The organism is Marivita hallyeonensis, from assembly GCF_900129875.1.
GTDB classification, from domain to species: Bacteria; Pseudomonadota; Alphaproteobacteria; order Rhodobacterales; family Rhodobacteraceae; genus Marivita; species Marivita hallyeonensis.
Genome location: NZ_FQXC01000008.1, coordinates 60,581 through 85,215, shown reverse-complemented (window position 1 = coordinate 85,215; position 24,635 = coordinate 60,581). Strand labels below are relative to the sequence as shown.

Genomic DNA, 24,635 nt, shown 5'->3' with positions numbered 1-24,635 from the left:
GCGCGGCGGTGCTGATCAAGTTCTTCCCCAACGGCAAGGGCGCGGGCGCGGGGCCAGTCGGCTACCTCGTGGCCGAGCGCGTGCTGGCCTATGACGGTAACCGCGACCCGATCCGTGATGCCGACGGCCAGCCCATAATCACCACCCGCGACCCATTGCCCGAGGTCTTGCGCGGCAATCCCGACAGCACCGAAGCTCTGATCGACGCCAGCCGCCACCAGTGGACCTACCGCGCGGGCGTGATCAGCTTTGCGGATAGTGACGACCCGACCGAGGACCAACAGGCCGAGGTTATGGACGGGTTCGAGCGGCTGGCCTTCGCGGGGCTGGACCCTGAGCAATATGAGGTGCTCTGGGTCCGCCATCGCCACGAAGGCCGGGTCGAGCTCCATTTCTGCACGCCGCGCCTGGAGCTGACGACGGGCAAGAGCCTCAACATCGCGCCGCCCGGCTACCAGCACGCCTATGACAGCCTGCGGGACGTCATGAACCAGCGCCACGGCTGGGCCGACCCGATGGATGTGGAGCGTGCCCAGGAAGTCCGCGACACCATCGAGGCCTCAACCCGCGCGCAAGGCCGCGACGAGTTGCATGCCTGGATACAGGACCAGATTGATATGGGCCTGATCGCCGATCGCACAACCATGATCGAGGCGCTGACCGACGCAGGCTTCGACCTGCCGCGCACCGGCAAAGCCTATATCACCGCCCGCGATCCCGACACGGGCGAGCGCTGGCGGCTGAAAGGAGAGATTTTCCATGAAGACTGGCAAGCCGACCCGGCTGAGCGAGAAGCTGAACGCGGAGCTCGACGAGATCAGGCAGGAACACGTCGCCTCGATCTCATCCCAGCTCAAAAGCTTCAGGATCGATTTGAAGAACATTGTGGGCGCCGCGCAGCATACCATCACGAGCGATACGCGCCGGTTTCAGACCGAGACGGCGAGCTTGTTCGAGACGCGGCTGAGATCGATCCGCCTTTGGCTAACGATCTCGCCTTGGCTGATCGCGGGGATGCTGCTGACGGGGATCGCCTCGATGATGGCCGCGAGCTTTTTCTGGACGGCGCATCTGACACGCTCGGAGCTGACGGAGATGGGCCTCACACGGATCGAACGGCCCGAGGGGACCTGGCTGATCCTGGACCCATCGAAGACACGCCTGCGCACCTGCACGATGGGCGAGAGGCACGTCACCTGCATACGGATCGAGGAGGACTAGATGACCCAACTGACAGCCTTGGAACGCGACTTGCTCGCCTGCGTCGAGCGGTTGGTGACGGCCTCCGAGGCCTCCGCGAAGGACTTGACCGCCTTGGAGGCACGCTCGACCGGCAGGATCGAGACGGAGCTGGCTGGATTGAAAGACTGCGTGACCTTGCTCATTCGTTCACAAGCCGCATCCATGAAGGCCTTGAGCGGATTGCTGAACGACGAGGCGAGCTACAAGACGCTGGACGAGAGCTTGCAGCAAAGCTTGACCTTAGCGAAGGCCGCCGCCGAGAGATTGAGGGACAGCTAGACAGTCAAGATGCGCATGCGGAGCGGGGGTTGAGGCATTGATCCTAATCTGCGCTACGAACTCATTTGTTAGAAGCCTAAACAGTCCGTCTCAATCCAGCTCGTTGTTCTGTTCAAAGGTTTCCTGCAGTTCCCTTTGCCTTTCGTCTTGGAGAGCTCGTTCTACGGTGAATTGGTGCACACCGATGGCTTCTGCAATCTGTAGAACCGACATACCCTGTGCGGCGTATTCCCGGATAATGGGAAGTGTCTCTGGCGAGATGCTTGGGCGTCGCCCCTTGCGGTCATGCCCTTGGAGCCTTGCCCAGCTGCGGATCTGGTGACCATTCCGCTTTGCAGAGGTGTCGGACCAGTCTTTCCAAAGATACTCTGCAAGGCGTTGCCCGATTTCTAGCGGTGATATGTTCGGATTCTCAACTAGCCAGCTGTCAACCTTCTGAATAGTGGGCTGACGTTTCACCAGTGTTTGAAAGGCGACGCCAATTTCAGTACCAGCCATCGGTTCGACTAGCCTTACTGTTCCCTTTGGCCCCCGAGTGAGTAGACCAAGGTTCGAAAGGTCTTTGATGACATTGGCACCAAACTCACTTTCTAGGTCTTTCCGTAACAACTGTGGAGCGTCTATCATGAGGCTGATTTTGAGGTACGCTGCTTGTGCCTCGAGGAAATTTGACTTTGGCACAAAACCTTTTTCATTGAGTTTCGCAAGTTGTTCTGCATCTGAGATTGCTGACTTATAGGCCGCTTGAAGCTGTTCCTCAGTCGACGTCAAAAACCTTGTCAGGAGCTGAGAAGGAACAGACAGATTCTTCCGGCGGTCAGCGGCAGGAACCGAAAAATGCTCATTGGTTTGTGGATCGACTTGAATGGCGGCAGCGGCAAGAGTCGCTATCGACTTTTCTTGACGGTTCTGAAGACCAAGGTATGCGAGCTCCTTCAACAAAAGCGTGAATAAGCGAGCTCGCTCTTGGTCAACGCGAGACTTCTTTCCCAAGGTGTCATTTATCAGACGGCCGAGCCTAGTGGATTGGTCCGCCTCGACATCTTTGAAACCGATCCAGTTCTTCCGGACATTGAAGCGTGCCAGAACACCGGAAGGGTCTTTCCCGTTGGCGTGAAACACTTCCCATCCATTGTAGTTGGGTACTTGATTGCCTTCGAGGGCCTTCTTCTCAGACCACTTTCCAAAGCAGACCATTTCAAGTGCTGGATGCCTAAAGGATAAGCCATCGTCTTCGACGAGCTTCTTTGACCTTGTGGTCTTTTTGGAAGTTTTTGCGTCTAAGCCACTAGAGCCAGGCCTTAGGCTAGCAGACCCACTGCTCTCAAAGGCTTCGGTTTCCTCAACCTCTGCAGATTTGACATCCACTCCGAACAGTTCGCGGTATGTGTCTGATACTGAGACACGGGATCCAGGGAAGAACAGGTCAACCTCGGCTTGATATATTTCCAGCACCACATCTATTGGGGTGCCATCTGCGTCCAGCGTGATCACGTCACTTCCAACATTGGCCGACAAAAAGAGCTTGTAGCCGCCATCAGCTGTGTTCGCATCACTCCAAAGTTTTAGCGACGCAATGTGCCGGTCCAGCGGAAGCGGCAGCTTCTCGACCTTCTGAACAAATAGAGGTTCGCTATCTTTTGCGGGAGCGTCGAGTTTTTTCATATTTTTTGAGTTGTAGTCCTGTGTTTCTGGGTCTCTGCCAAGTTCCGAAGGCCCGGCCCTTCTGACCTCCAATAGACTGCTCGAATGTGCATTCGCGCTTCTGTGTCTTTCCCCTAGGCTGCCACTAGCGGTTCAATGTTTGACACGTCGATCTCCTTAGCCGCCAGCGCCATGTCATAGTTCGTCTGCAGGTTCACCCAGTAGGCCGGGGTCGTGTTGAACACACGGGCGAGGCGCAGGGCTGTGTCAGGTGTGATACCGGTCGTGCCCTTGATCAACCGCTCGATCCGCGTCCGAGGCACGCCCAGACGCCGCGCAAACGCGATGGCCCCCATCTCCAGGGGATCAAGGTAAAGCTCCTTCAGGACTTCACCGGGGTGCATCGGGTCTTCAAGCATGCTCATCAGCGTATCCTCTCAATGGTAGTCCACAATCTCGACATCGGCAGGGCCGTTCGGCGTCCAGACAAAGCAGATGCGCCATTGTCCGTTGATCCGCACGGAGTGTTGCCCAGCCCGATCCCCTTTCAGTTCTTCCAGGTGGTTGCCAGGCGGGAACCGTAAATCCTCGACAACAACCGCAGCATCCAGCGCCGAAAGCATCGCCCGCGTGCGCTTCACCAAGTCACCCGGGAAGCCTTTGCCATACTTGCCTTTCACGGCATTGGCAGCGAGTTTACCCTTGGTGCTTTGGATCATTAGAGATATGTATCATTAAATGATACACCTGTCAACATGTGACATGCTTCATCAGGACTGGAAACCGCCATCGCCGTTCTTCTTGCTTTCTTCTGTGATAGCCTTCTTGATCTTTGAGCTGTCGATGTTCAGCGACACTTTTTTTAGCACGGATTCCGCTATATCGAGCAACTTGAGCCGGTGATCTTTCTTTGCATGGGTCCAATACACCTGCTTGAGCAGATACTCGGAAATGCAAATGCGCAACAAAGATAGTTTGGGGAGCGCTTTGGTTTTTTCGTTCAGCAGGTCTTCGCCATAGCCCAACTCAAGGTCAGACAACCAAATAGCTCTGATCAGTTCTGCAAACTGCTCATCGATTTCAACCGCTGCTAGGCTCTTTCCAAGTATTGGATTTTTCGCATGGTCGCCGAGACTGCCCATGACCTTCCTAAACGGATCCGACACGCAAATGAACTTCATCATGTCGACATAGTCGGAAATCGTCGATTTCAGCTTTTCTCGCTTGGTGTCGCTTGGATACTTGACCATCATCTCGTCAAGAAATTCGTCGGATGTAAGGTCGCTTTTCATCGATCCGAAGTCAATTTTATTATTGAATTCAGTCCATTGGTCGATAAGATTGGCGGCGCTCTTCGCAACTAAGACAATTAGCTGTCGCTTTGTGTCAGCATCAAGATGCTCTGCGCCGTATCCAACCAACAACGTCCCGACCATCGTGCCGAAGGACAAGTCTGAGAGACGATCAACTGCGGCTTCAAACTCCTCTCGATGAGCAATGCTATCTGCCGACGTTTCACTATCTCCGTCCGTCTCAAATGCTGCAACGCTGGACTTACTAGCTCTTTCCGAAACACGCTCGGTTATGTCCATGAGCCGCTGTTTTTCGACAGTTATGTTCTTGTCGTCGACAATGTCTCGAGCGGCTTTTTCGATGCGGTTCTGGAGAGCGCCCAACTTATCGACGGCAATCAGGCTTGATGGGTCGATCCGATCCGACAGCAGAATATGCTGCTCTTCCTGAGAAGTGCCAATGTTGTCCTCCAGAAATTTTGAAACCGCGGAAACTATTTGCTCACTTGGTTGAATCTCACAGTAGAGGTCAAAGGTCGCCAAATCGAAGTTATAGTCTTTCAGATCAAAGTATTGGACTGCGATCTCTGGTTTAGATGCTAACTCCTGTGCCAACAGGAAGCTTTCAATGAATGGGATTGCAACTCGCACTCGGTCGTCATCGAAAAAGAGGATTCCTGACTTGGTGAACTCGTCAATGAACGTGATTGGCTTTATGTCAAAGTCGTAGTGTGCAGCAAATTCAGCGGTGTATTCCACCAGCTCGGCTTCATTGAAGCTTCTCTTATTGACATTCAACTCGACGACAAGTTGGCGAAGGAACTTGCTTCTAGTGGTTCGGCTTAGTGTGATTTTGGCCTGATCACCTGCAACAAGAAACGTCAGAAACCCATCCACACCAAGTTGCATGAGTTCGGTTCTGCGATTGGCCTGTATAAGTGCTGAAAGCGTCTCCTTTGGAATACCTGCGAAGTATGCTGGATGCGCATTCAGGTGGAATTTCCTAAAGGTATCCCTGAGCCGTTTTGCAACAACTTCTGACTCTGTCCCGTTCATCTCGAAGTTGCGCTGCACAAAATAGGCCATCTGTGAGAATGACACTTCGCATAGCCGATACGCCGAAGCAGAAACTGCACTAGCGAATTCACTTTGCATGAAGAAATTGGCTTCCGTGCGATCTATGAAGATAAACTTAGCGTTCTCATGCTGATGGACCTGATCCAAAATGAACTTTGTTCGTGTTTTTGAGGACAGTGGTAGACCATCAAAAATGATGACCACCTGGCGGTTTTCTTGGTCACCCACAAATACGTCAGGCGCGGCCACTTCTATCGAGTAGTGTGGTGGCTTGATGTCATCACCATCGACCACAATCGGCAGGAGCTGGACGTTGTTGATCTCGCTTCGGATCAGGTGGTCCGCGATGACCCAAGGAACACTTTTGTCCGGATAGCTCTTATCAAGCGCGATGTAGATATGGTCTTCATTTTGCAGGCACTCGACAATGTCATGGATCGGCTCTGACCCACGCCCGCTGCCTTCCTTGGGTTGTTCAGCAATAATGGATGGGAGGGGCATTTGATACCCCTTCGGATGAAGCCTGTACTCAGGTGATAACTCACGAAGCCTTTCATCAATGAAGTCCTGTCCCCCCAAGACAAGCTCTTCTAGTGACTTTGTTGTCGAAGATGCCTCGATGGATTCTTCGGTATCGTGGGTGGCTGCTTTTGAGGATCGGATTCGATCTACAAATTTCTTGTTCCCCAACTGAAACTTCAGAAAACTTGCGGCATTCTCTGCCGCTAAAACCCTGACAGCGTCTTGGGTTCCTGCCTCCAGCTTAGCTTTGTTTGGATCAGCGTAGTCAGATATACCCCTTATTGTGAGTGCTTTGACGCCCTTCCTTGATGTTATGTTAAAAATGCCACCGGACTCAGTCTCGATGGCGAGTACTTTCCGGTCAATTTGCTTGAGCTTATCGTTGTAGTTATTGCCGGCACTAACGACGCCGCAAGCAATCGTTCCACCCATAGATTTTGGCAAGGGTTCTTGTGGGTTCTGCCCCTTCTTGTCTTGAATCTCTTCAAGCCCGAGTTCCTTCGCTCTGGCCAAACGGCCTTGCTGCCACTCTGAATATTTCGTTCGGGAAGTCGGATCACGACGAACAAAATCGAGGGCCAGTGAAAGCGGCTTGTCGGTTCGGTACGTGAAGGGTGAAAGCTCTAAATTGATAGCACCTTCATCGCCATCCGTAGTTTTTGCGTTGTCATTTACATCCAATATGTTCCCGGAATAGCAGACATCCCCTAGCTTGAGGTCCTTAGAGAGGCCGCCAGCGATTCCTAGGCATATGAAAAGATCGCAGGAGAACTCATTCAACGCTTCTGTGGTCGAGTTGGAAGCGGATGACTTGCCCATTTCATCCTGAACGACCACAAGCATCGTTACATCTGTGCCAGTATGAACCGTGCAACGGTATTGGGCGTCGTTTGAGAAATCCTCTTTGTGATCAAAGATGTTCAAAAATGCATTTAGTTCTTCTTCTAGTGGAATGTTGACGATTAAATCGAAGTGTCTTTTCTCGCTCAATGGTACAAGCCTCCTGTCAGACCACAAAATATAGCCCCGTCCACCTGAAGAGTCAGCAGCAATCCAACGATAGTTTCCAGATTTCTCCAGCTGGTTTTAGCCTGCTCTTGTGCCTTTGGGTTTTCTTACTTTTTGAATAGGTTGTCTCGATGCCAAGCAACGAACTCCCTTCTTGGACGGTTCGCTTGACGGTCTGGTATCAACACTTTTCCGCTTGAATTGATCATTCCTTTCACGGCCTCTTGGTCGTTGCTTTGCCTAGAAACCAGGATGGAAAAGTCATCAGCTATGCTGACCAATCCCCGATCAAACATCCAATGCGCGGTTCCTGAAAGTGCTTGGCCATTGCTCACGATGTCAGGTCCATTGTGCTCAACCGGCATGATATGGGCTGCTTCTACTTCGGCACGCCCGCCACCGTTGATCAAGCGAAGACCTGTGATAGCGCAGCGCTCGCCGTATGCACGTAGCACGTTTTTTCTGAAGTTTCGGTCTCGAACGGCTCTGTTAGTAAGTTGATTGACGCGTTCGCGCGCGGTCGGGTGCAGAAAGGGCGCTTGCTCATCTTGAAAACCAGAGCTTGCCGCGAGGTCTCCTACACGGGGCAGAATATCGTTCTCAGCGTCCAATCCGCGCTCGATTATCCGGGCGAAGTCTTCATTTGAAAGCGTTCTAACAGCTGCTTGAGCGCGCCCAGAAATGCGGCCCTCATCATTCAGCAGGCCTCTCTCAACGATATTCTTGGTATCGCGGAACGGCACAGGATCGCCGAAATCAAGATACGTCCCTGGCTCGATGACGGCCAAGTACATGTCAGATTTTCGAGGGTCGGAGATGATCTCGTGCACCTTTGCGACTGCGAAGTACCCCTTCGTGTCTTTCACCTTGCTAGGCTCAAGATAGACGATCCAGTCACCTTCACATTGCTGAGCGCGGGACAAATACTGGCGCGGGAACTGATAGCGTTCTGAGGGCACGTCATCGTAGATCGAGTCACTGCGATGAATGAACACTCCGAAGGTCATTCAGGTCCGGCCCTTTTGCTGCACGCAAGCATCGTGCGCCAAAAGCTTTGTAGTCCGAGGGCCAATCATTGCAGTGTTGTTATTCACGAAGGAGCTTTCCCAGTCGTCGGTCGGCGAAGTGCAGGGTCAATGCTGATCCTGTCAGAACAGGTACAAGAAGACCGCCAGCGGCTGCGAGCAGAATGAAGGCGGCAGAAGCCATAGAAAATTCACCGGTTTGACCGAATACGTTAAGCCGCAGAAATCCGGCCAAGTACAGCGCACTGGCTCCGAGGAGTGCGAGGTGAACGACCTCCAAAGGCTCGATCATACTGCGGCGCGCGCGTTCAAGTACCGCGCGGCGCAGTTTCTTCCATTGGTCGCTTGGTTTTTGCATTTGCTTACTCCCTTACGAGTTCGATCCAAGTGTGAACGTCATCATCGGTTACTTCCCGCCCCTCGACATGCGACTGGTACCAACGCGCGACGATTGCCCCGCGCTTCTCACTTTTGATTTTGATATTCTCAGCGTTTAGGTGCTGATCGAGCGAGGTCTCGATCTCCTTTAAAGCATTGAAATCGTGGCCTGCGCGTATCGCTTTCGTGCCCAACAACAACCAGGGCACGTCGACATCGAATTGCTCCCCAAAGGCCACCAACGCTTCAACGGGAATGCCGCGCTGGCCCTTCTCATAGCTGTGATAGGCCCTCGGTGAGACACCGAGCGCTTCAGCCATCGCAGCCTGAGACAGTCCCGCTTCATTCCGCGCAATGGTTAGGCGCGCACCCATCGAAGCAAACAGTTCAGCGTCTTTCCGCGCCATTCGCAGTTTCCATTTGACGAGATCGTATTTTTTCGCGAATATTGCAAAAAATGACGAACTATTCCGGTTATTCCCATCTGACCACGTCAAATGGTGCTTAACAAGCGATTCCATGCGGCGCGCATTTTCAACTCAAGCGGACGAGGACGACAGAAATGGCAGAGACCGACAAATCAGACAGCTCGCAAATCTTGGGGCTTGGAAAGACACCCGCCCAATGGGTCGAGGTCATGTCCGGCATGGGGATCGATATTTCCGAGCGCACTTTGCGGGAGCGGGCAAACGACACCGGTGCGTTTTATCGGCTTGGGCGGACTATGCTGATCACGCCCGCACAAATCGACAAGATTTTTGAAGGAGGCCAGGCATGCCGCTCCAAATCTACAAGAGGGGTCGCTTCTACTGGGCTAGGGGCTGGGTCGAGTACAACGGCAGGCCAATCGCAGGCCCATACCGGCGAAGCACTAAGGCATCTACAGAAGCGGGCGCACGGGACTGGATAAATCGCGAAACCGAGCTTCAGATACGCCGCCATGTCGTTGGTGATGAGCCGAGCAAGACGTTCTCCGATGCAATCATGCTTTACAACGCCTCCCCCAAGACTGCGAAGCAGTTGATCCCGATTGTCGAGGAGATTGGCGATATGCCTTTGGGCGCGATCTCTGGTGCACTTCTGAAGGGCCTTGGCCCCAAACTCAAACCAAAGGCATCGACCGATACTTGGTGGCGCGAGATCGTGACGCCAGCGAGTGCGGTGATCAACAATGCGCACGAGTTGGAAGGCACGCCGCTCATTCGGGTAAAACCTTATGACAAGTTCGAGCGGATCGCTCAGGACAAACGGCGGGGGAAGACCAGCCGGGTGGAACGCAAGCCAGCCGACAAGGAGTGGATCGAGGCGTTCTGTAACGCCGCTGATCCATATAATGCCGCTTTGGTCCGATTCATGTTCGAGACGGCGGCGCGGATCGATCAGGCTGTCTCGATAGAGCCTGACGATCTGCGGCCCGCCGAGAACAAAGTCCGAGTGAAAGCACAAAAAGGCCACCCCGAAGGCTGGATCACCGTTTCGCCTCAGATGATGGATGAGTTGCTGGCCTTGCCGCCCAAGCGGCCAAAGAACCGCAAGACAGGCAAGTTCATGAAGCCACGCGTGTTCGGCTACGGCAGCTCCACCGGCTACAACACACGCTGGAAGACGATCTGCAAGAGTGCGGGCATCCCATACCTCTCAGCACATCCCGCAGGACGGCATGGCTTCTTCACTGAATTGGTGGTGCGCCAGGGCGTCGATCCTGTCACTGCAGCCAAGGCTGGCCGCTGGTCTGACCCCAATCTGCCCATGCGCATTTATGCCCATGCGGAGACGGATGAGGCCGATGTCAGGGCCCGTTTTCGTACAAACCATGTACAGGCGGACACTGTACAAACACCCAAGAGCAAGAAATCACACAAGGAATAGCGCTATGAACGGTTCCCTCCTAAGGGGCAGGTTGCAGGTTCGAATCCTGCCGGGATCGCCATGACGGTGTGGGTTTGTGAGGGGCAGTCCGGCTTATTCCAAGGGAATATCGGCATTGCGGCCGGCCAGTTCGACACTGATCAGATAAGCCTTCTCCGGGGTCATCCCTGCCAGAACCCGCGCCGCGCTGCCGGGTGGCATACGTGACAGGAACCCGGCGGCAAAACTCGACTCCATCTGTTCGAAAAGCGCTGACGCCTGTTTGGGTTTCATGTTTGCGTAGACGGAAGTCAGCTGCGTCAGGTCCTCTTCGGCCGCGACCGACGCGCGCGCAATCGTGGCCTCGAGGCTGGCTTCCGTTTCTTGCAGCAGCGCCATCTGCTTGGCGATCTCTACTTCTGCAACTTTCATCGTGTGCTCACGGAGAGTGAGCTCTTCTTCCTGCGCTTTGATGCGCGCCTCACGCTTTTTCATCGCTTCGATCAAGGGGGCTATGTCCTGCGGCGCATGGAGATCTTTTCCGAACGCAGGCTCTTCACTTGTGGCCTTTGCTTGTCCCAAAGCCTCGCTTGCGATGACAGGCCCCGCTTCGATAGCGATGCGCATGACGGCAGATATCAGAAGCAAAGACCCGATAACGGCCAAGGTTCCGGTTTTTCGCTTTGCCGGTTTTGCTTTCTGGGTCGCACGAGCGCTCATCGGCTGCCCCCCGCATGGCGGGCGAAGACCGGTTCGGCAATTGGTTCCGGTGCCCTTTGCGCTTCGGTTTGCGGTGGAAGATCATGAAGTGCGGCCACCATCAATTCCAGACGCTTGGCTGAATCCTCGGCACGACTGGTCAGCGCCTCCAGCGTGTCAGTGGAATGCGCCGCGGTGTTCCGCGCGGAGTCCAGCGCCGTCTGCAGGTCTGTGACCTGACCGGACAGCACTGCGACAGCGGCGCCAACGCCGTTTTCGAGATCGGTAAACCGGGTCAAGCGTCGTGACAGGATAAAACAGTACAGCCCGGCCCCAAGCGCACCCGCGACAAGCAGGATGTCAGCAACCATTTCCATATCGATCCCCTATTTGAGCAAGAATTCGGTGACGAGCAGGCCGTTAACCTTGCCTTGCCCGACAACCATGATGATCCGCCGAAACAGCTGCAGACGGATTTCAAATATTGCGCCGACGCCCTCAATATCTTCCGCTTTCAAGGCGCGCAAATATCCGTTCATCAGGTCCTGAATGCGCGGCATCAGGAACTCCACATCCTCTTGATATTGCGACTTCACCTCCACCTGCGCGGAAAACCGAAGGTGTTCGTGATGCGCGCCTGGCGGCATGGTCACCATGATGGTGGGAATGGTCACAAAGACCACATCGGGAAGATCGCTGGCCTTGACCGGTGCCGTCTCCTCCTCAGTCGCGTGGTCGGTCATCGGCAAGAGCCCGCTCGACATGCCGAAATAGCCAAGCCCAAGACCCGCGATCAGCAGCACGGCTGACAGGATAAAAGGCATTTTCGATTTCGAAGGGGCATCTTCCGGTTCAGTATCTGCGGCAGCCGTCATGGTCATTCCAACGTTGTTCCGTGCAATCCGAAATAACCGGCATGAGCTAACCGATTGTTAACGCACGAGCGCAATAACGATCCGCACAGACGAAACAGAACGTTTTGGTTCGGAGGTTATCGGTGCAGCAACTCCTGTCCCTGTGGCGTGCGTTATCGCCCGCGCGGAAAGCAATTATTCTTGGGTCGACCGTCGCGATCTTTCTCGCGGTTCTGGGCATGTCACGGATCGTGGCGCGCCCCAATATGTCCCTGCTGTATTCGGGGCTCGATCCCGCCGCCGCGGGTGAGGTGATCGAGGCGCTGCAACAGCAGAGTGCGATATACGATGTCCGGGGAAATTCGATTTTCGTGGCGACCTCGGAACGTGATCAACTGCGCCTGACCCTGGCTAGCAACGGATTGCCCGCGCGATCCGGCCAAGGATACGAGCTTTTGGATTCTCTCACCGGGTTCGGCACAACGTCACAGATGTTCGATGCTGCATACCTGCGCGCAAAAGAGGGTGAGCTGGCCCGAACGATTGTGTCTTCCCCCGACATCGCAACAGCGCGTGTGCATATCGCGACGGGAAGTGACAATCCGTTTCGTCGCGATCTGAAACCAAGCGCGTCGGTGCATGTCACGGGCCGGGCGGGTGCGATCGACAAAACCGATGCTCAGGCGATCCGCCATCTGGTTGCTGCAGCGGTGTCAGGGCTTAATCCGGATGATGTTTCAATCATCGATTCGGTCATTGGTCTGCTTTCGGCGCAAAACGACGGGAGTGTTGATCCCCAGGATGAGGACCGCGCGGACCTGCTGCGGGATCGCGCCCTTCGATTGATCGAGGCCCGCGTCGGACGCGGCAACGCGGTTGTCGAAGTCAGTGTCGATACGGTGACGGACGCTGAATCCATCGTGGAACAGCAATTCGATCCCAACACGCGCTTCGTCATCAGCTCGGACAGCGAAGAGCGCTCTGATCAGTCGGAGAATTCCGGGTCCGGTGCGGTGACAGTGGCGTCCAATCTTCCCGACGGCGACGCAAACGGGGCGGAGACCGAAACGTCCCAACGATCGGAAACCCGCGAACGTCTCAACTACGAAGTGTCGCAGACCACGCGCGAAATCGTCCGCGCGCCGGGCGCGATCAAGCGATTGACCGTTGCCGTTCTGGTCAATGAGAAGACGGAAATTGACGCCCAGGGCGCTCAGGTGGCGGTGCCAACACCGGAGGACGAATTGTCGGCGCTTCGAGACCTTGTCGCGTCCGCCGTCGGGTTTGACGAAACCCGAGGAGATGTCATCACTGTGCGCTCCATGGCCTTTGAGCCCAGCCAGGTTCTGGGTTCCGAACCCACAGCCGCGCCGTGGTTCGGTGGTCCGATTGATACGATGTCGGTGATCCAATTGGCGGTCCTGGCCGTCGTGGTTTTGGTCCTGGCTCTGTTCGTTGTGCGCCCCCTCATCCTGTCATCGCGTCGAAATCCCGTGTCGGAGGCCAGCGTGCCTGCCTTGCCGCGTGCGGGTGCGACGGCGTCCGATGGCGAAGTTCTGACTGGCACAATCGAACCCGAGGATGGCAGTTTTGCATTGCCGGTGGTCGCGAATACCTCGTCTGACATAGCGACGCCTGACGGAGAAGACCCGGTGGCGCGGCTTAAGGCGCTGATCGAGGAACGCCGCAGCGAAACTGTAGAAGTGCTGCGCAATTGGCTCGATGAGCCGCAGACGGAAAAAGCGCGATGAGCTCGCTCCAGACATATCTTGAGGATTTTGGCTCGAGCACGCCGCATCACGCTGGTTCGACGGTCACCGACGATGCGCTTGAATCTGAAAGGCTGGAGGCGTTCGACAAAGGCTATCGTGCGGGATGGGACGACGCAATCAAGGCCAAAGCGGAGGACAGTGACGCTCTGTCTGAAGGCTTGTCGCAAACCCTTCAGGATCTCTCCTTTACCTATCACGATGTTCACGCGCAGGTGTTCTCGAACCTTGGTCCCTTGTTCGATCAAATCCTGCAGAAGATCCTTCCGACGCTCGCCAAGGAAACGCTCGGCGCACATATCACCGATCAACTTTCCGGCCTTGCACGCGAGATCGGGACCGCAAGCGTGCAGGTCGCGGTTTGTGCGGCGGATGTCGAGAAGGTGACGAAGCTGGTCGATGAAGCGTCCTGCACAATGCCGGTGACGGTGATCGGTTCGGACTCGCTTCAGGACGGGCAGGCCGAACTGCAATTCGGGCAGCGCGAGATCTCCATCGATCTGGCGCATGTGGCGTCGCAGATCACCGAGGCTGTGCAAGCCGTACTCAATGACTCACCCGAAAGGCGGGCACATGGATAATGTCGTTCCCGATACCGGCGCGGGAGGCGCCGCAGACAAAGCGTTCACGTCGGTTCCCATAGAGATCACGGTCTCCGTTGGCCGTGCCCGACCGCTCGTTCGTGATCTTCTGAAGCTCGAAGAAGGTTCTGTTCTGGCCCTGGACAAACGCGTCGATGATCCGGTTGACCTCTACGTGGGCGACCGTTTGATCGGCACCGGTGTCCTCGAGATCACCGAAACCGGCGAAAAGCAGGGGCAATTGAGCGTTCGGCTGGTTGAGGTTCATGATTTCGGCTCGGCATCCTAAACCGATCCTCTGCGCGATTGCCGTAGGGATCGCAGGTGCGTTTGCATCGCCCGTTGCCGCGCAGGAACTCTCGTTGAGTTTCGGCGATGGTGGGTCCGTTGCGGTGACAACGGTTCAGTTGATTGCGCTGCTCACCATTCTGAGCATCGCCCCCGGGATCGCGATCATGGTGACGTGCTTTCCCTTCATGGTCACCGTGCTCGCCATTTTGCGGCAAGCCATAGGGTTGCAGCAATCACCACCGAACATGCTGATGGTCAGCGTGGCGCTTTTTCTGACGTTCTTTGTCATGGAACCTATCTTCCTCGCCTCGTGGGAACAGGGCATTCAGCCGCTGCTGAACGAAGAAATCAGCAATGAGGTCGCGTTCGAACGCGGGTTCCAACCGTTTCGGGAATTCATGGCGGCGCAAATCGATCCGGCCACCTTTGACACGATGGCGCGCCTGCGCAGCGATCTCGATCTGACCGAGCCGACGCCTGAGACACCGCTGTCGATCCTGATCTCGACCTTCATGATCTCCGAAATCGCGCGTGCGTTTCAGGTCGGCTTCCTGATCTTTTTGCCCTTCCTGATCATAGACCTCGTGGTCGCCGCAGTTCTCATGTCGATGGGCATGATGATGGTGCCGCCCGCGATCGTGTCGCTACCGTTCAAGCTGGCGTTTTTTGTCGTGGCAAACGGCTGGGCGCTGGTCGCCGAGAGCCTCGTGCGATCGTACCAGTGACGTTATCGGCAGAACGATCCGCTGCGATACCGGGCGGTATCGAAATGAAAATGGTCCTTGTGGAACCGATTTGAATCCGGGCCTAGGACGGTCCCGAACACGCCACACGCGCGGCGATGCATCTCGCGCAGGATGGCGCCGGTGTCCTGACGCGTCCAACCGTTCAGCAGCGTGATCTCGCGTCCGTCCCGAAGCTTGAAGCCAGAGATATCGATGGCGCGGCCTTTGCCATGTTCGCTGATGCGCGCACCGGGCTGACTGTTGCGGGTCCGGCACGCGAAATGCGCGGCGACGCGAATTTCCCGAACCCCGCCGCCTTTGCCGCCAACCGCAGGTTTCATGCCCGTGTCCACCCAGCGTTTCAAAGCCTTGGCGGTGGTACAATCCAGAACTGATTGCTGGCTGAGCGCGATCCCAGACACGGATCGGACGCGCACCGCGTTCTGAACACCGCAGCCATTGAGCCGACCGGGGACAAAGCCGACCGGTTCGCCCTGAATATCGGGGTCGCCGCAAACCGCGCCTCTCGCGCGTTCACGGCGCTGCGCCATAGCTTTCGTGACCACGTCTTGCGGTCGAGTGGACGGGCGAAGCGACAGACCGGTGGCCTGCGGCGAAAGCGCGGCGAAGGCGCGTTCACGGGCGGTGGTGATCTCCACCGGATCGGCGCGGTAGTCAGGATCGTTCTCGCGCTGGAACTGCTGGGCAAGCATGCTCACCAGCGCGGTCTCAAGAACGGCGGGTCGGGCCACTGGGCGTTTGGGGTTTTGTTGTGATATGTCGTTCTGGAGCACGTCCCGTGCCATCGGCCGAAGAGAACTGTCTGGCGCGGCCCACGCCGAAGTGACCATCATGCAGAAACACACCAAGACACTCATCACACGCATATCGGTCTTTACCTCGTCCGGCCGAAATTCGGGGCGTCCGTATCCTGACCCGCCTCGATGATACCCCGACGGATGGCACGCGTCCGCGTGAAATAGTCGTGCAGGAAATCGCCGTCACCCTGCCGAATGGCCCGCTGAAGCGCAAATAGCTCTTCCGTGAACCGCCCGAGGATTTCAAGCGTCGCGTCCTTGTTCGTCAGGAACACATCCCGCCACATCGTCGGATCCGACGCCGCGATCCGGGTGAAGTCCCGGAAACCGGCGGCCGAGTATTTGATGACCTCGCTGTCGGTCACACGCCGCAGGTCATCCGCGACGCCGACCATCGTGTAGGCGATCAGATGCGGGCAGTGGGAGGTAACGGACAGCACGAGGTCATGATGATCCGGCTCCATCGTATCGACGTTTGAGCCCAAGGCCTGCCAATACCGCATGAGCCGGTCGACCGCGTCTGGCGTGCTGTCCTCGGTAGGGACAATCAGGCACCACCGATTGTCGAACAGGCTGGCAAAGCCGGATTCAGGGCCGGAATGTTCGGTCCCGGCAAGCGGATGACCGGGGACGAAATGCACGCCATCCGGTATGTGTGGCGACACATCCGTGATCACCTGGCGCTTGACAGAGCCGACATCCGTCACCGTGGCCCCCGGTTTGAGATGCGGCGCAATCTCGGCAGCGACCTGTCCCATCACGCCAACGGGCACGGCAAGGACGATCAGGTCCGCATCATTCACCGCGTCCGCCAGACTGTCGCATACCGTATCACACAGACCGATCCGGCGTGCCGTGTCGCGGGTTTCGGCGCTGCGGGCAAACCCTGTGACATGCCCTGCCACGTCGTTTCGCTTCATCGCCCAGAACATCGAGGATGCGATCAGGCCAAGACCAATCAGGGCAACGCGATCGTAGATCCGGGTCATCGTGCGCCTGCTTTGAACTGACCAACTGCGTGCGCCACGCGACGGCAGCTTGCCTCATCGCCGACCGTGATACGCAGCGCGTGGGGCAGGTTATAGGACCCGACTTGCCGAACGATCAGCCCCTGAGACTGCAGGTACGCGTTGCATGCCTCGGCCTCGGCCTCATCGACAAACCGGGCGAGAACGAAGTTGGCCATCGAGGTATCCGAAGGGACACCATGTTCGGCCAAAGCCTCGGCCAGCCAGGCGCGCAGGCGCGTGTTTTCGATCCGGCATTTCTCGACATAGGCCGTGTCGCGAACAGCGGCCTCGGCCGCGGCGAGTGCACTTCCCGACAGGTTGAACGGTCCTCGGATACGGTTGAGCACATCGATGATCGGCTTTGGGGCATACCCCCAGCCAATCCGCAGGCCGCCCAGACCGTAGATCTTCGAAAACGTGCGCGTCATCACGACATTGTCGCGTGCGTGAACAAGCTTTGCACCGCCATCGTAGCCCTCGACGAATTCGGCATAAGCCCCGTCCAAGACAAGAAGCGCCTGCGGTGGCAAATTCTCGGCCAGACGTTCGACTTCGGCGAGACCGATCATCGTTCCGGTCGGGTTGTTCGGGTTCGCGATGAAGACAAGCTTTGTTTTGCTTGTGCAAGCGGCGAGGATGGCGTCGACGTCGGTCACACGCTCGTGTTCCGGCACCTCGACCGGAGTTGCCCCGGCGGCCAGCGCGCAAATCTTGTACAGGGCGAAACCGTGCTCGGTGTGAATGACCTCGTCGCCCGGCCCCGCATACGCCTGACAGAGAAACGTAATGATCTCGTCTGAACCCACACCGCAGATGATCTGGTCTGCGTGCAAGGTGTAGACGTCTGCAATGGCTTCACGCAGCGCGATGTGATCGGTCGATGGATACCGGTGCAGGTCCAGAACCGAGCGACGCACCGCCTCTTGCGCCGCTGGACTGGGGCCGAACGGATTTTCGTTCGAGCTCAGTTTGACGACATTCGACACACCATCGACATGGGATTTGCCGCCAACGTAAAGCGCAATGTCCATAATGCCGGGTTGGGGTGTGATCTTTGTCATCGGTGCCTCCGCTGTGGCACACGGTTTAGCGGCGCATCGGGCCAAGGGAAAGCGACAAACGATCCCAGTGGTACCGCTATGTGCGCTGAATGTCGAAGACATTAGTCAGTATGCTTTCATAAAGAAGCGGGTCGCCTTCGTAGGAATCGTTACGCGGCAAAGGGACGACGATGACATCGTTTTGTCCGCCCAATTCGGATGACATGTCTGTCGGGGTGGAAAGAAAAGAAAAAGTCGTGGCCGAACCGAAAAGTTTGCGCCCCAAATCTTTCACACGAATGTAGCGCGCTTCCGTGAGGACAAAATCCTTCCATGGAATGACGTTTTCAACCGTGTCCGGCAGGTTCGGTTGAAGATTGGACCAAACAAGGTGCGTGCGCGCATTGGGTTGTGAAGTTATGAACGGTTGGGCGAGATGCGCGAGCTTGCCCAAGAATGCTGCAGATCGTTCAGGGCTAAGCAGCAATCCCTTTGGGTCGGATTCATGAAAAAACGAAAAGCCCGGCAGCGCACCATTGAAGATCAGTGTTTCCCAAGCGACGTGAAACTGACCTGGGTCTTGCAACACCGATAGGAGTTTTGACTCCGCGGCCAGTTCCAGCACTCTGAACGTCGCCTCAAGCGACGCAATGTTCCAATCAAAGAGACCACGCGGAAACGATCCTGATAATTCCGGATGGCGATCCGCAAAGAAGTCGAATTGAAAGCGGTTGATGCAGCTGCATCCGATCGACAGAACGCGAACCTCGGACCCAACCATCGGCCCGGCTGCAATCAGCTTCTATACGTCGGATGGAACCGACCGGTCGGGGAGGGGGTGAATATCTCGCAGCCGTCCGAGGTGATCCCGATGGAGTGCTCGAATTGGGCCGACAGGGATTTGTCCCGCGTCACAGCCGTCCAGTCGTCGGCGAGCACCTTTGTCTCGGGACGTCCGAGATTCACCATAGGTTCGATGGTGAAAAACATGCCTTCCTCAAGGCGCGGGCCGGTGCCGGCGCGACCGTAGTGCAGCACGTTGGGTGGCGCGTGGAAGACCCGACCAAGGCCGTGTCCACAGAAATCGCGGACGACCGACATGCGATTGGCCTCAACGAAAGACTGGATCGCATGGCCGATATCGCCAAAGGTGTTGCCCGGCTTGGCCGCGTCTATCCCTTTGTAAAGGGCGTCGTGCGTTACCTGAATTAGCCGCTCGGCCTTGCGGCTGAGTTTCCCCGCCACGTACATGCGACTGGTGTCGCCATACCATCCATCGACTATCACTGTGACGTCGATGTTCAGAATATCTCCGTCCTTCAGCTTCTTGTCGCCGGGAATGCCGTGGCACACCACGTGGTTGACGCTGATGCAACTGGCGTGCTGGTACCCTTTGTAGCCGATGGTCGCCGACGTGGCGCCTTCCTCTTCCACGCGCTTCTGGATGAATTCGTCAAGCGCTCCGGTGGTCTGGCCGACAAAGACAAGGTCCGCGACCTCATCCAATATGCGCGCAGCAAGCTCGCCGGCCTTGTGCATGCTGGCGAAGTCAGAACGATCATGAATGCGGATGCCTTCCCGAGTCAGGCGGCCGCCGTGGTCATTATTCACGAGAGTGCCCCAAAGTCTTTTCCTACCGATAGTTAGCGCCGAACGGTCCGTTTTGAAAGAGAGGAGCCGTTATGTCGCGATTACGGGCAGAGCCGCGGCAAGTGACACGCCGTCCGGCGAGATCGCACATCCAAATGCCAGTGTTTCGACACCCGCATCTGTCGCTGCGCGCCACGCGGTCGCATAAGCCGGGTCAATATCGGCGGCGACGGTCACCGACGAGCAATCGGTGCGTTGCACCAGATACAGCATCACCGCGCGATGTCCGGCCTTTGACATCTCTGACAATTCCATCAGGTGCTTTGTGCCTCGCGCCGTGACGCTGTCTGGAAACTCGGCCCGACCGCGATCCCGCGAAAGCGTGACCGATTTGACTTCTACATAGGTGTCCGCATGACCGTTTCCGATTAGCAGAAAGTCGATCCGGCTTTTCTGCCCATAGGGCACTTCCGCGCGAACCTGCGCATATCCCTGCAATCCCGCGACGTCGCCGCGTTCGAGAGCCGCACGCAGCATGCGATTGGGCAGCGACGTATCCACACCCGTAAAATGACCGTCCTCATGCTCCACAAGCCGCCACCCGAATTTCAGCTTCTTTTTGGGATCGTCGTTCGGCTCCAACCAGATCCGTGTGCCCGGCTCTGCAAGACCCATCATGGACCCGGGATTGGCACAATGTGCTGTGACCTCGCGTCCGTCCGTCAGCGTGGCGTCGGCCAGAAATCGCTTGTAGCGACGGATCAGAACGGCCGGAACAAGAGGGGTTTGAAAGCGCATGAGCCCCGCCTATACCTGAGCCGACCGGGGTTCAAGACAGGTGGAACATGGCTAATCCAACGGCGGCGATGCTGGTGATCGGGGACGAAATCCTATCCGGACGGACCCGGGACGCAAACATGCATTTCCTGGCGCAAGAACTGACGAAGGTGGGAATCGACCTGCGCGAAGTTCGGGTTGTGAGCGATGACCGCGACGCCATCGTTGCGGCGCTGAATGCATTGCGCGCGACCTATGACACGGTCATCACATCCGGTGGGATCGGACCCACACATGACGACATCACCGCCGATTGCGTCGCTGCGGCTTTCGGCGTGAAGATCGATATCCGCGACGACGCGCGCGACCTGCTACAGGCGTATTATGAAAGCACCGGAAAGGAGTTCAACGACGCCCGCAAGCGCATGGCGCGTATTCCCGACGGTGCCACACTTATCGAAAACCCCGTGTCCATCGCGCCCGGCTTTACCATCGGCAACGTGCATGTGATGGCAGGTGTGCCCTCGGTCTTTCAGGCCATGGTCGCGAGCGTGATCCCGACACTCACCGGAGGGGCCCCAATGCTCTCCCAGACACTGCGCATAGATCGCGGCGAAGGTGACATCGCCGGTGTGCTTGGCGAGATTGCCAATGCGTTCCCGGACCTGTCCATCGGCTCTTACCCGTTTCAGCAGAATGGGGCGTATGGATCGAACGTGGTTGTGCGCGGTACCGATGGGGCACAGATTGACGAGGTCATGAAACGCCTGTCCGACACAATGCTCACTTTGCCCGACCCGGAATGATTTGTTGAAACGGGTGTTCGGCGGTATGCTCCAGCCAGTTTATTGGAGAAAACTCATGTTTCGTACATTGATCATTCTGGCTGCGTTAGGCGTGGTCGGCGCATCCTCGGCCGTCGCGAACGGTGGATCGGGGAAAACGGCGTCGATCGATTTGACGATGAAAAAGTACACCGATGCCCCAAAGGTGACAGTCGGGACACTTGAAGCTGTGAAGAAGTAACTCTGAGAGCTTCCGGCGTCGGATCAAACAGATGTCGTCTTGCTGGACTGCCCTGACCAGTGACGCCATAAAGTGTAGATGACACACGCAAACATCCCTGACGTGCATCTTCTTTATGCCGTGACGGAAGCGACATGGCCGCCTGCGACGGCAACACGCGCGGGGCCTTGGACCTTGCGAGAGGGCGCGGGCGGCGGAAAACGCGTGAGCGCCGCAACGGCAGTCGGCGACTGGCGCGAAGACGATCTCATTGCAGCTGAGACCGCCATGCGACTTATGGGTCAAGATGCGTTGTTCATGCTGCGCGACGGGGAAGAAGCTCTCGACGCAGCGCTGGCCGCGCGCGGATACGACGTGATCGATCCCGTCAACCTGTGGCTGTGTCCGGTCGATGCGCTGACCGATGTGCCGGTTCCGCGGGTCACCGCCTTTGCGATCTGGGAACCTCTTGCCATCATGCGCGACATCTGGGCCGAGGGCGGGATCGGCGAGGCGCGCATCGCGGTGATGGATCGGGTGACGGGCCCAAAAACGGGGATACTCGGGCGCGTGGCCGACAAACCCGCCGGCACGGCGTTTTGCGCCATTCACGACCGCGTCGCGATGGTCCATGCGGTTGAGATCGCAAAGCCGTACCGGCGCAAGGGGCTGGGCCAATCGATGATGCGGCAGGCTGCGTTCTGGGCCAAGGCGAACGGGGCGGATTGGTTCAGCGTTCTTTGCACGCAGGCCAATGACGCTGCCAACGGCCTCTACGCTTCCCTCGGGATGCAGGTTGTGGGACAGTACCACTACCGAATTCTCCCAGGGACAAGCGACGCCGCATGACCAAAGACACCTTGCCGACTGCGCTGAGCCTGCCGATGGTCGATCCTCTTCCGCCAGAGACGCAGAAGTATTTCGATATCTGTCAGGACAAACTCGGCATGATCCCGAATGTCCTGAAGGCGTATGCCTTCGACATCGACAAGCTGAACGCGTTCACGGCGATGTACAATGACCTGATGCTTGCGGATAGCGGTCTGTCCAAGCTCGAACGCGAGATGATCGCGGTGGTCGTCAGCTCGATCAACAAGTGCTTCTACTGTCTCACCGCGCACGGTGCGGCTGTGCGCGAGCTGTCGGGCGATCCCAAGCTGGGCGAGATGCTCGTGATGAACTGGCGTGTGGCCGACCTCGAACATCGTCACCGTGCGATGTTGGCGTTTACCGAAAAGATCACCAAAAGCAGTGCGGAGATCGCGGAATACGACCGCGAAGCGTTGCGCGATGCAGGATTTTCCGACCGGGACATCTGGGACATTGCCAATGTCGCGGGTTTTTTCAACATGACCAATCGCGTGGCCAGCGCCACCGACATGCGGCCGAACGATGAGTATCACGCGCAGGCGCGCTGACGTAATCGCTCTGCTGTTCTGCGCCATGTCTCTCGTGGGTGCAGGCCCTGTCTTGGCGATTGAGCTGTCCTTGCCCATCGGCGCGCGGGAAACCATCAATCGCGTGTCCCCGGTCGACAGCTACGACCTGCCGATCAGCGGGTGGAGCGCAGAGACCGGTGTCCCGGTGGCGCGTCTCGAAGGTCAGGTGGTCCGCAAGGCCTGGCGTCTTGCCGGGGCCGGTATCACCACAGGGCAGGTGATCGGCCCGCTACGCGATCAACTGACGGACGGAGGGTACGAGATCATTTTCGAATGCACCGCGCGCAGCTGCGGCGGGTTCGACTTCCGGTTCGGGATCGACGTGCTCCGCGCCCCGGGGATGTACGTGGACCTTTCGGATTTCCGGTTTCTGTCCGCCAAGGGCCCGGACGCCACCCGCGCGCTAAGCCTTTTGGTCAGCCGCGACAGCGATACGGTGTTTGTTCAACTCATTCAGGTCGGTCCCGCCGGACGAGACGAAGTCGCGGTGAACACAAACGCGCGCTCAGTCGGGGCATCGGCGCCGGGCGACATCATTGGGCAATTGGAGGCCCGTGGGCACGTGGTTCTGACGGATGTAGAGTTCGAGAGCGGGTCTGCATCGCTCGGCGCTGGCGCGGTCGACTCGCTTGATCGGATTGCGGCCTACCTGCTCGAAAACCCGAACCGAGACATCACCTTTGTCGGCCACACCGATGCGACCGGATCGCTTGAGGCAAATGTCGCCTTGTCCCGACGCCGCGCCGAGGCAGCCCGTGCGTACGTGATCGATAAAGGCGTGCCACGTTCGCAAGTGGCCTTTGACGGGGTCGGGTTTCTGTCCCCGGTTGCCAGTAATCTCACCGCCGATGGGCGCGAGGCCAATCGGCGGGTTGAAGCGGTCCTGATCTCGACCGAGTGACGATGCAGCGCCGCATCGGCGTGTTTCCGAGGACGGAAACAGCCTGCCGTCAGGACGGCAGCTTTGCCTTACGCAAGTAAGGCAGCACGGTTTCAATGGACCCGTATTTCGCAATCGCGTCTTCATCGCTCACCGCGACTGGCACGATCACGTCTTCTCCGACGGTCCAGTTTGCCGGGGTCGCCACGTTTTCCTTGGCCGACGTCTGCAACGCATCCAGCGCACGCAGTACTTCGCCGAAATTGCGGCCCACGGTCATCGGGTAGGTCATGCTGAGTTTCAGCTTCTTGTCCGGCCCGATGATGAACACGACGCGCACAGTCGCGCTGTCTGCCGGTGTCCGTCCGTCCGGAAGCACGTATTCCGCAGGCAGCATGTCGAACGCCTTTGCAACTTCGAGGTCATCGTCGGCGATGATCGGGAAGCCCGCCTTCGCGCCGCCATAGGTTTCGATGTCGCCTTTCCATTTCTTGTGGTCTTCGACACCGTCGACGGAAATGCCCATGACCTTGGTTCCCCGCTTTTCCCACTCATCGGCGAGCTGCGCGACGGCGCCGAATTCGGTCGTGCAAACGGGAGTGAAGTCCTTCGGGTGCGAGAACAGGATGGCCCAGCTGTCGCCGATCCAGTCGTGCAGGGACAGCGTTCCCTGATCGGTGGTCACTGTGAGGTTCGGAATTTCATCGTTGATGCGCAGGCCCATAGGTGTGCCCCCTTCGTGTGAATTGCATTGCTGTCAACATAAGGATGCCCCGCGAAGGATACACCCCCTTGCGGGGCGTGATTTGCGGTGACAGAGTGTCCGCCGGACCAGTCTGAGG

Annotated in this window: 28 protein-coding genes; 11 read left to right on the top strand and 17 right to left on the bottom strand. The window is 57.3% G+C overall.

Annotated elements, in window-relative coordinates:
* Positions 1-1,562: relaxase family protein (locus BUA42_RS19430; protein ID WP_245819077.1), on the top strand; the 1,562-nt coding region annotated here is incomplete at its 5' end.
* Between the two features lie 49 nt (positions 1,563-1,611).
* Here BUA42_RS19430 and BUA42_RS19425 read toward each other — a convergent pair.
* The 7 genes from BUA42_RS19425 to BUA42_RS19395 form a co-directional block, all read right to left on the bottom strand.
* The gene (locus tag BUA42_RS19425) at positions 1,612-3,186 is read right to left on the bottom strand and encodes a helix-turn-helix domain-containing protein (protein ID WP_072780007.1); all 1,575 of its coding nucleotides are present in this window, start codon (positions 3,184-3,186) and stop codon (positions 1,612-1,614) included.
* Positions 3,187-3,299: 113 nt separating this feature from the next.
* Entirely contained in the window at positions 3,300-3,590 is a 291-nt protein-coding gene (locus tag BUA42_RS19420) for a HigA family addiction module antitoxin (protein ID WP_072780006.1), read from the bottom strand.
* A gap of 12 nt (positions 3,591-3,602) precedes the next feature.
* Entirely contained in the window at positions 3,603-3,884 is a 282-nt protein-coding gene (locus tag BUA42_RS19415) for a type II toxin-antitoxin system RelE/ParE family toxin (RefSeq protein WP_072780005.1), read from the bottom strand.
* Between the two features lie 51 nt (positions 3,885-3,935).
* On the bottom strand, positions 3,936-7,046 hold the full coding sequence (locus tag BUA42_RS19410; protein ID WP_072780004.1) for a phosphorylase family protein: 3,111 nt from the start codon (positions 7,044-7,046) through the stop codon (positions 3,936-3,938).
* Between the two features lie 125 nt (positions 7,047-7,171).
* Positions 7,172-8,071: an HNH endonuclease gene (locus BUA42_RS19405; RefSeq protein WP_072780003.1), complete on the bottom strand. Its 900-nt coding sequence runs from the start codon at positions 8,069-8,071 to the stop codon at positions 7,172-7,174.
* 79 nt (positions 8,072-8,150) lie between these two features.
* Entirely contained in the window at positions 8,151-8,447 is a 297-nt protein-coding gene (locus tag BUA42_RS19400) for a hypothetical protein (protein WP_072780002.1), read from the bottom strand.
* Between the two features lie 4 nt (positions 8,448-8,451).
* Entirely contained in the window at positions 8,452-8,988 is a 537-nt protein-coding gene (locus BUA42_RS19395) for a helix-turn-helix domain-containing protein (protein ID WP_245819076.1), read from the bottom strand.
* Positions 8,989-9,241: 253 nt separating this feature from the next.
* On the opposite strand from BUA42_RS19395, the gene BUA42_RS19390 reads away from it, so the two are divergent.
* On the top strand, positions 9,242-10,336 hold the full coding sequence (locus BUA42_RS19390; RefSeq protein ID WP_072780000.1) for a tyrosine-type recombinase/integrase: 1,095 nt from the start codon (positions 9,242-9,244) through the stop codon (positions 10,334-10,336).
* Positions 10,337-10,429: 93 nt separating this feature from the next.
* On the opposite strand, the gene BUA42_RS19385 is transcribed toward BUA42_RS19390, so the two are convergent.
* Genes BUA42_RS19385 through BUA42_RS19375 form a run of 3 tightly spaced genes read right to left on the bottom strand, consistent with a single transcriptional unit; the run spans position 10,430 to position 11,889 of the window.
* Entirely contained in the window at positions 10,430-11,035 is a 606-nt protein-coding gene (locus tag BUA42_RS19385; RefSeq protein WP_072779999.1) for a MotE family protein, read from the bottom strand.
* Positions 11,032-11,391, bottom strand: coding sequence for a hypothetical protein (locus BUA42_RS19380; protein ID WP_072779998.1), 360 nt, complete (start codon positions 11,389-11,391; stop codon positions 11,032-11,034). Before BUA42_RS19380 ends, BUA42_RS19385 begins: the two co-directional genes overlap by 4 nt.
* 9 nt (positions 11,392-11,400) lie before the next feature.
* Positions 11,401-11,889 (bottom strand): flagellar basal body-associated FliL family protein, encoded by a 489-nt coding sequence (locus tag BUA42_RS19375; protein ID WP_072780013.1) that lies wholly within the window; start codon positions 11,887-11,889, stop codon positions 11,401-11,403.
* A gap of 122 nt (positions 11,890-12,011) precedes the next feature.
* On the opposite strand from BUA42_RS19375, the gene fliF reads away from it, so the two are divergent.
* Genes fliF through fliP form a run of 4 tightly spaced genes read left to right on the top strand, consistent with a single transcriptional unit; the run spans position 12,012 to position 15,234 of the window.
* The gene (fliF, locus tag BUA42_RS19370; RefSeq protein ID WP_072779997.1) at positions 12,012-13,619 is read left to right on the top strand and encodes a flagellar basal-body MS-ring/collar protein FliF; all 1,608 of its coding nucleotides are present in this window, start codon (positions 12,012-12,014) and stop codon (positions 13,617-13,619) included.
* Positions 13,616-14,218 carry a FliH/SctL family protein gene (locus BUA42_RS19365; RefSeq protein WP_072779996.1) on the top strand — a complete coding sequence of 201 codons (603 nt, stop codon included), beginning with the start codon at positions 13,616-13,618 and terminating at the stop codon, positions 14,216-14,218. The genes fliF and BUA42_RS19365 overlap by 4 nt, the downstream gene beginning before the upstream one ends.
* On the top strand, positions 14,211-14,507 hold the full coding sequence (locus BUA42_RS19360; protein WP_072779995.1) for a FliM/FliN family flagellar motor switch protein: 297 nt from the start codon (positions 14,211-14,213) through the stop codon (positions 14,505-14,507). The genes BUA42_RS19365 and BUA42_RS19360 overlap by 8 nt, the downstream gene beginning before the upstream one ends.
* A complete protein-coding gene (gene fliP, locus BUA42_RS19355; RefSeq protein ID WP_072779994.1) occupies positions 14,485-15,234 on the top strand; it encodes a flagellar type III secretion system pore protein FliP in 750 nt (249 codons plus the stop codon). The genes BUA42_RS19360 and fliP overlap by 23 nt, the downstream gene beginning before the upstream one ends.
* A 2-nt stretch (positions 15,235-15,236) precedes the next feature.
* On the opposite strand, the gene BUA42_RS19350 is transcribed toward fliP, so the two are convergent.
* The 6 genes from BUA42_RS19350 to sfsA all read right to left on the bottom strand — a co-directional run bounded on the left by BUA42_RS19350 (position 15,237) and on the right by sfsA (position 20,490).
* On the bottom strand, positions 15,237-15,986 hold the full coding sequence (locus BUA42_RS19350; RefSeq protein ID WP_245819075.1) for an extensin-like domain-containing protein: 750 nt from the start codon (positions 15,984-15,986) through the stop codon (positions 15,237-15,239).
* 143 nt (positions 15,987-16,129) lie between these two features.
* Positions 16,130-17,041, bottom strand: a complete 912-nt coding sequence (locus BUA42_RS19345) for a prephenate/arogenate dehydrogenase family protein (RefSeq protein WP_072779992.1) — start codon at positions 17,039-17,041, stop codon at positions 16,130-16,132.
* On the bottom strand, positions 17,038-18,123 hold the full coding sequence (gene hisC, locus BUA42_RS19340) for a histidinol-phosphate transaminase (protein WP_072779991.1): 1,086 nt from the start codon (positions 18,121-18,123) through the stop codon (positions 17,038-17,040). The genes BUA42_RS19345 and hisC overlap by 4 nt, the downstream gene beginning before the upstream one ends.
* 76 nt (positions 18,124-18,199) lie before the next feature.
* Positions 18,200-18,883: a hypothetical protein gene (locus BUA42_RS19335; RefSeq protein ID WP_072779990.1), complete on the bottom strand. Its 684-nt coding sequence runs from the start codon at positions 18,881-18,883 to the stop codon at positions 18,200-18,202.
* A 14-nt stretch (positions 18,884-18,897) separates the two neighbouring features.
* The gene (map, locus tag BUA42_RS19330) at positions 18,898-19,713 is read right to left on the bottom strand and encodes a type I methionyl aminopeptidase (RefSeq protein WP_072779989.1); all 816 of its coding nucleotides are present in this window, start codon (positions 19,711-19,713) and stop codon (positions 18,898-18,900) included.
* Between the two features lie 69 nt (positions 19,714-19,782).
* Positions 19,783-20,490: a DNA/RNA nuclease SfsA gene (sfsA, locus tag BUA42_RS19325; protein ID WP_072779988.1), complete on the bottom strand. Its 708-nt coding sequence runs from the start codon at positions 20,488-20,490 to the stop codon at positions 19,783-19,785.
* A 47-nt stretch (positions 20,491-20,537) separates the two neighbouring features.
* On the opposite strand from sfsA, the gene BUA42_RS19320 reads away from it, so the two are divergent.
* The 5 genes from BUA42_RS19320 to BUA42_RS19305 all read left to right on the top strand — a co-directional run bounded on the left by BUA42_RS19320 (position 20,538) and on the right by BUA42_RS19305 (position 23,814).
* On the top strand, positions 20,538-21,275 hold the full coding sequence (locus tag BUA42_RS19320) for a competence/damage-inducible protein A (RefSeq protein ID WP_072779987.1): 738 nt from the start codon (positions 20,538-20,540) through the stop codon (positions 21,273-21,275).
* 55 nt (positions 21,276-21,330) lie between these two features.
* Positions 21,331-21,495 (top strand): hypothetical protein, encoded by a 165-nt coding sequence (locus BUA42_RS21270; protein WP_178346940.1) that lies wholly within the window; start codon positions 21,331-21,333, stop codon positions 21,493-21,495.
* 78 nt (positions 21,496-21,573) lie between these two features.
* Positions 21,574-22,323 (top strand): GNAT family N-acetyltransferase, encoded by a 750-nt coding sequence (locus tag BUA42_RS19315; RefSeq protein ID WP_072779986.1) that lies wholly within the window; start codon positions 21,574-21,576, stop codon positions 22,321-22,323.
* Positions 22,320-22,892 (top strand): peroxidase-related enzyme, encoded by a 573-nt coding sequence (locus BUA42_RS19310; RefSeq protein WP_072779985.1) that lies wholly within the window; start codon positions 22,320-22,322, stop codon positions 22,890-22,892. The genes BUA42_RS19315 and BUA42_RS19310 overlap by 4 nt, the downstream gene beginning before the upstream one ends.
* Positions 22,867-23,814, top strand: coding sequence for an OmpA family protein (locus BUA42_RS19305; RefSeq protein ID WP_072779984.1), 948 nt, complete (start codon positions 22,867-22,869; stop codon positions 23,812-23,814). Before BUA42_RS19310 ends, BUA42_RS19305 begins: the two co-directional genes overlap by 26 nt.
* A gap of 49 nt (positions 23,815-23,863) precedes the next feature.
* Here the strand turns inward: BUA42_RS19305 and BUA42_RS19300 are convergent, their stop codons facing one another.
* Complete coding sequence (locus tag BUA42_RS19300; protein ID WP_072779983.1) at positions 23,864-24,517, bottom strand: peroxiredoxin; 654 nt, start codon at positions 24,515-24,517, stop codon at positions 23,864-23,866.
* Positions 24,518-24,635: the final 118 nt, after the last annotated feature.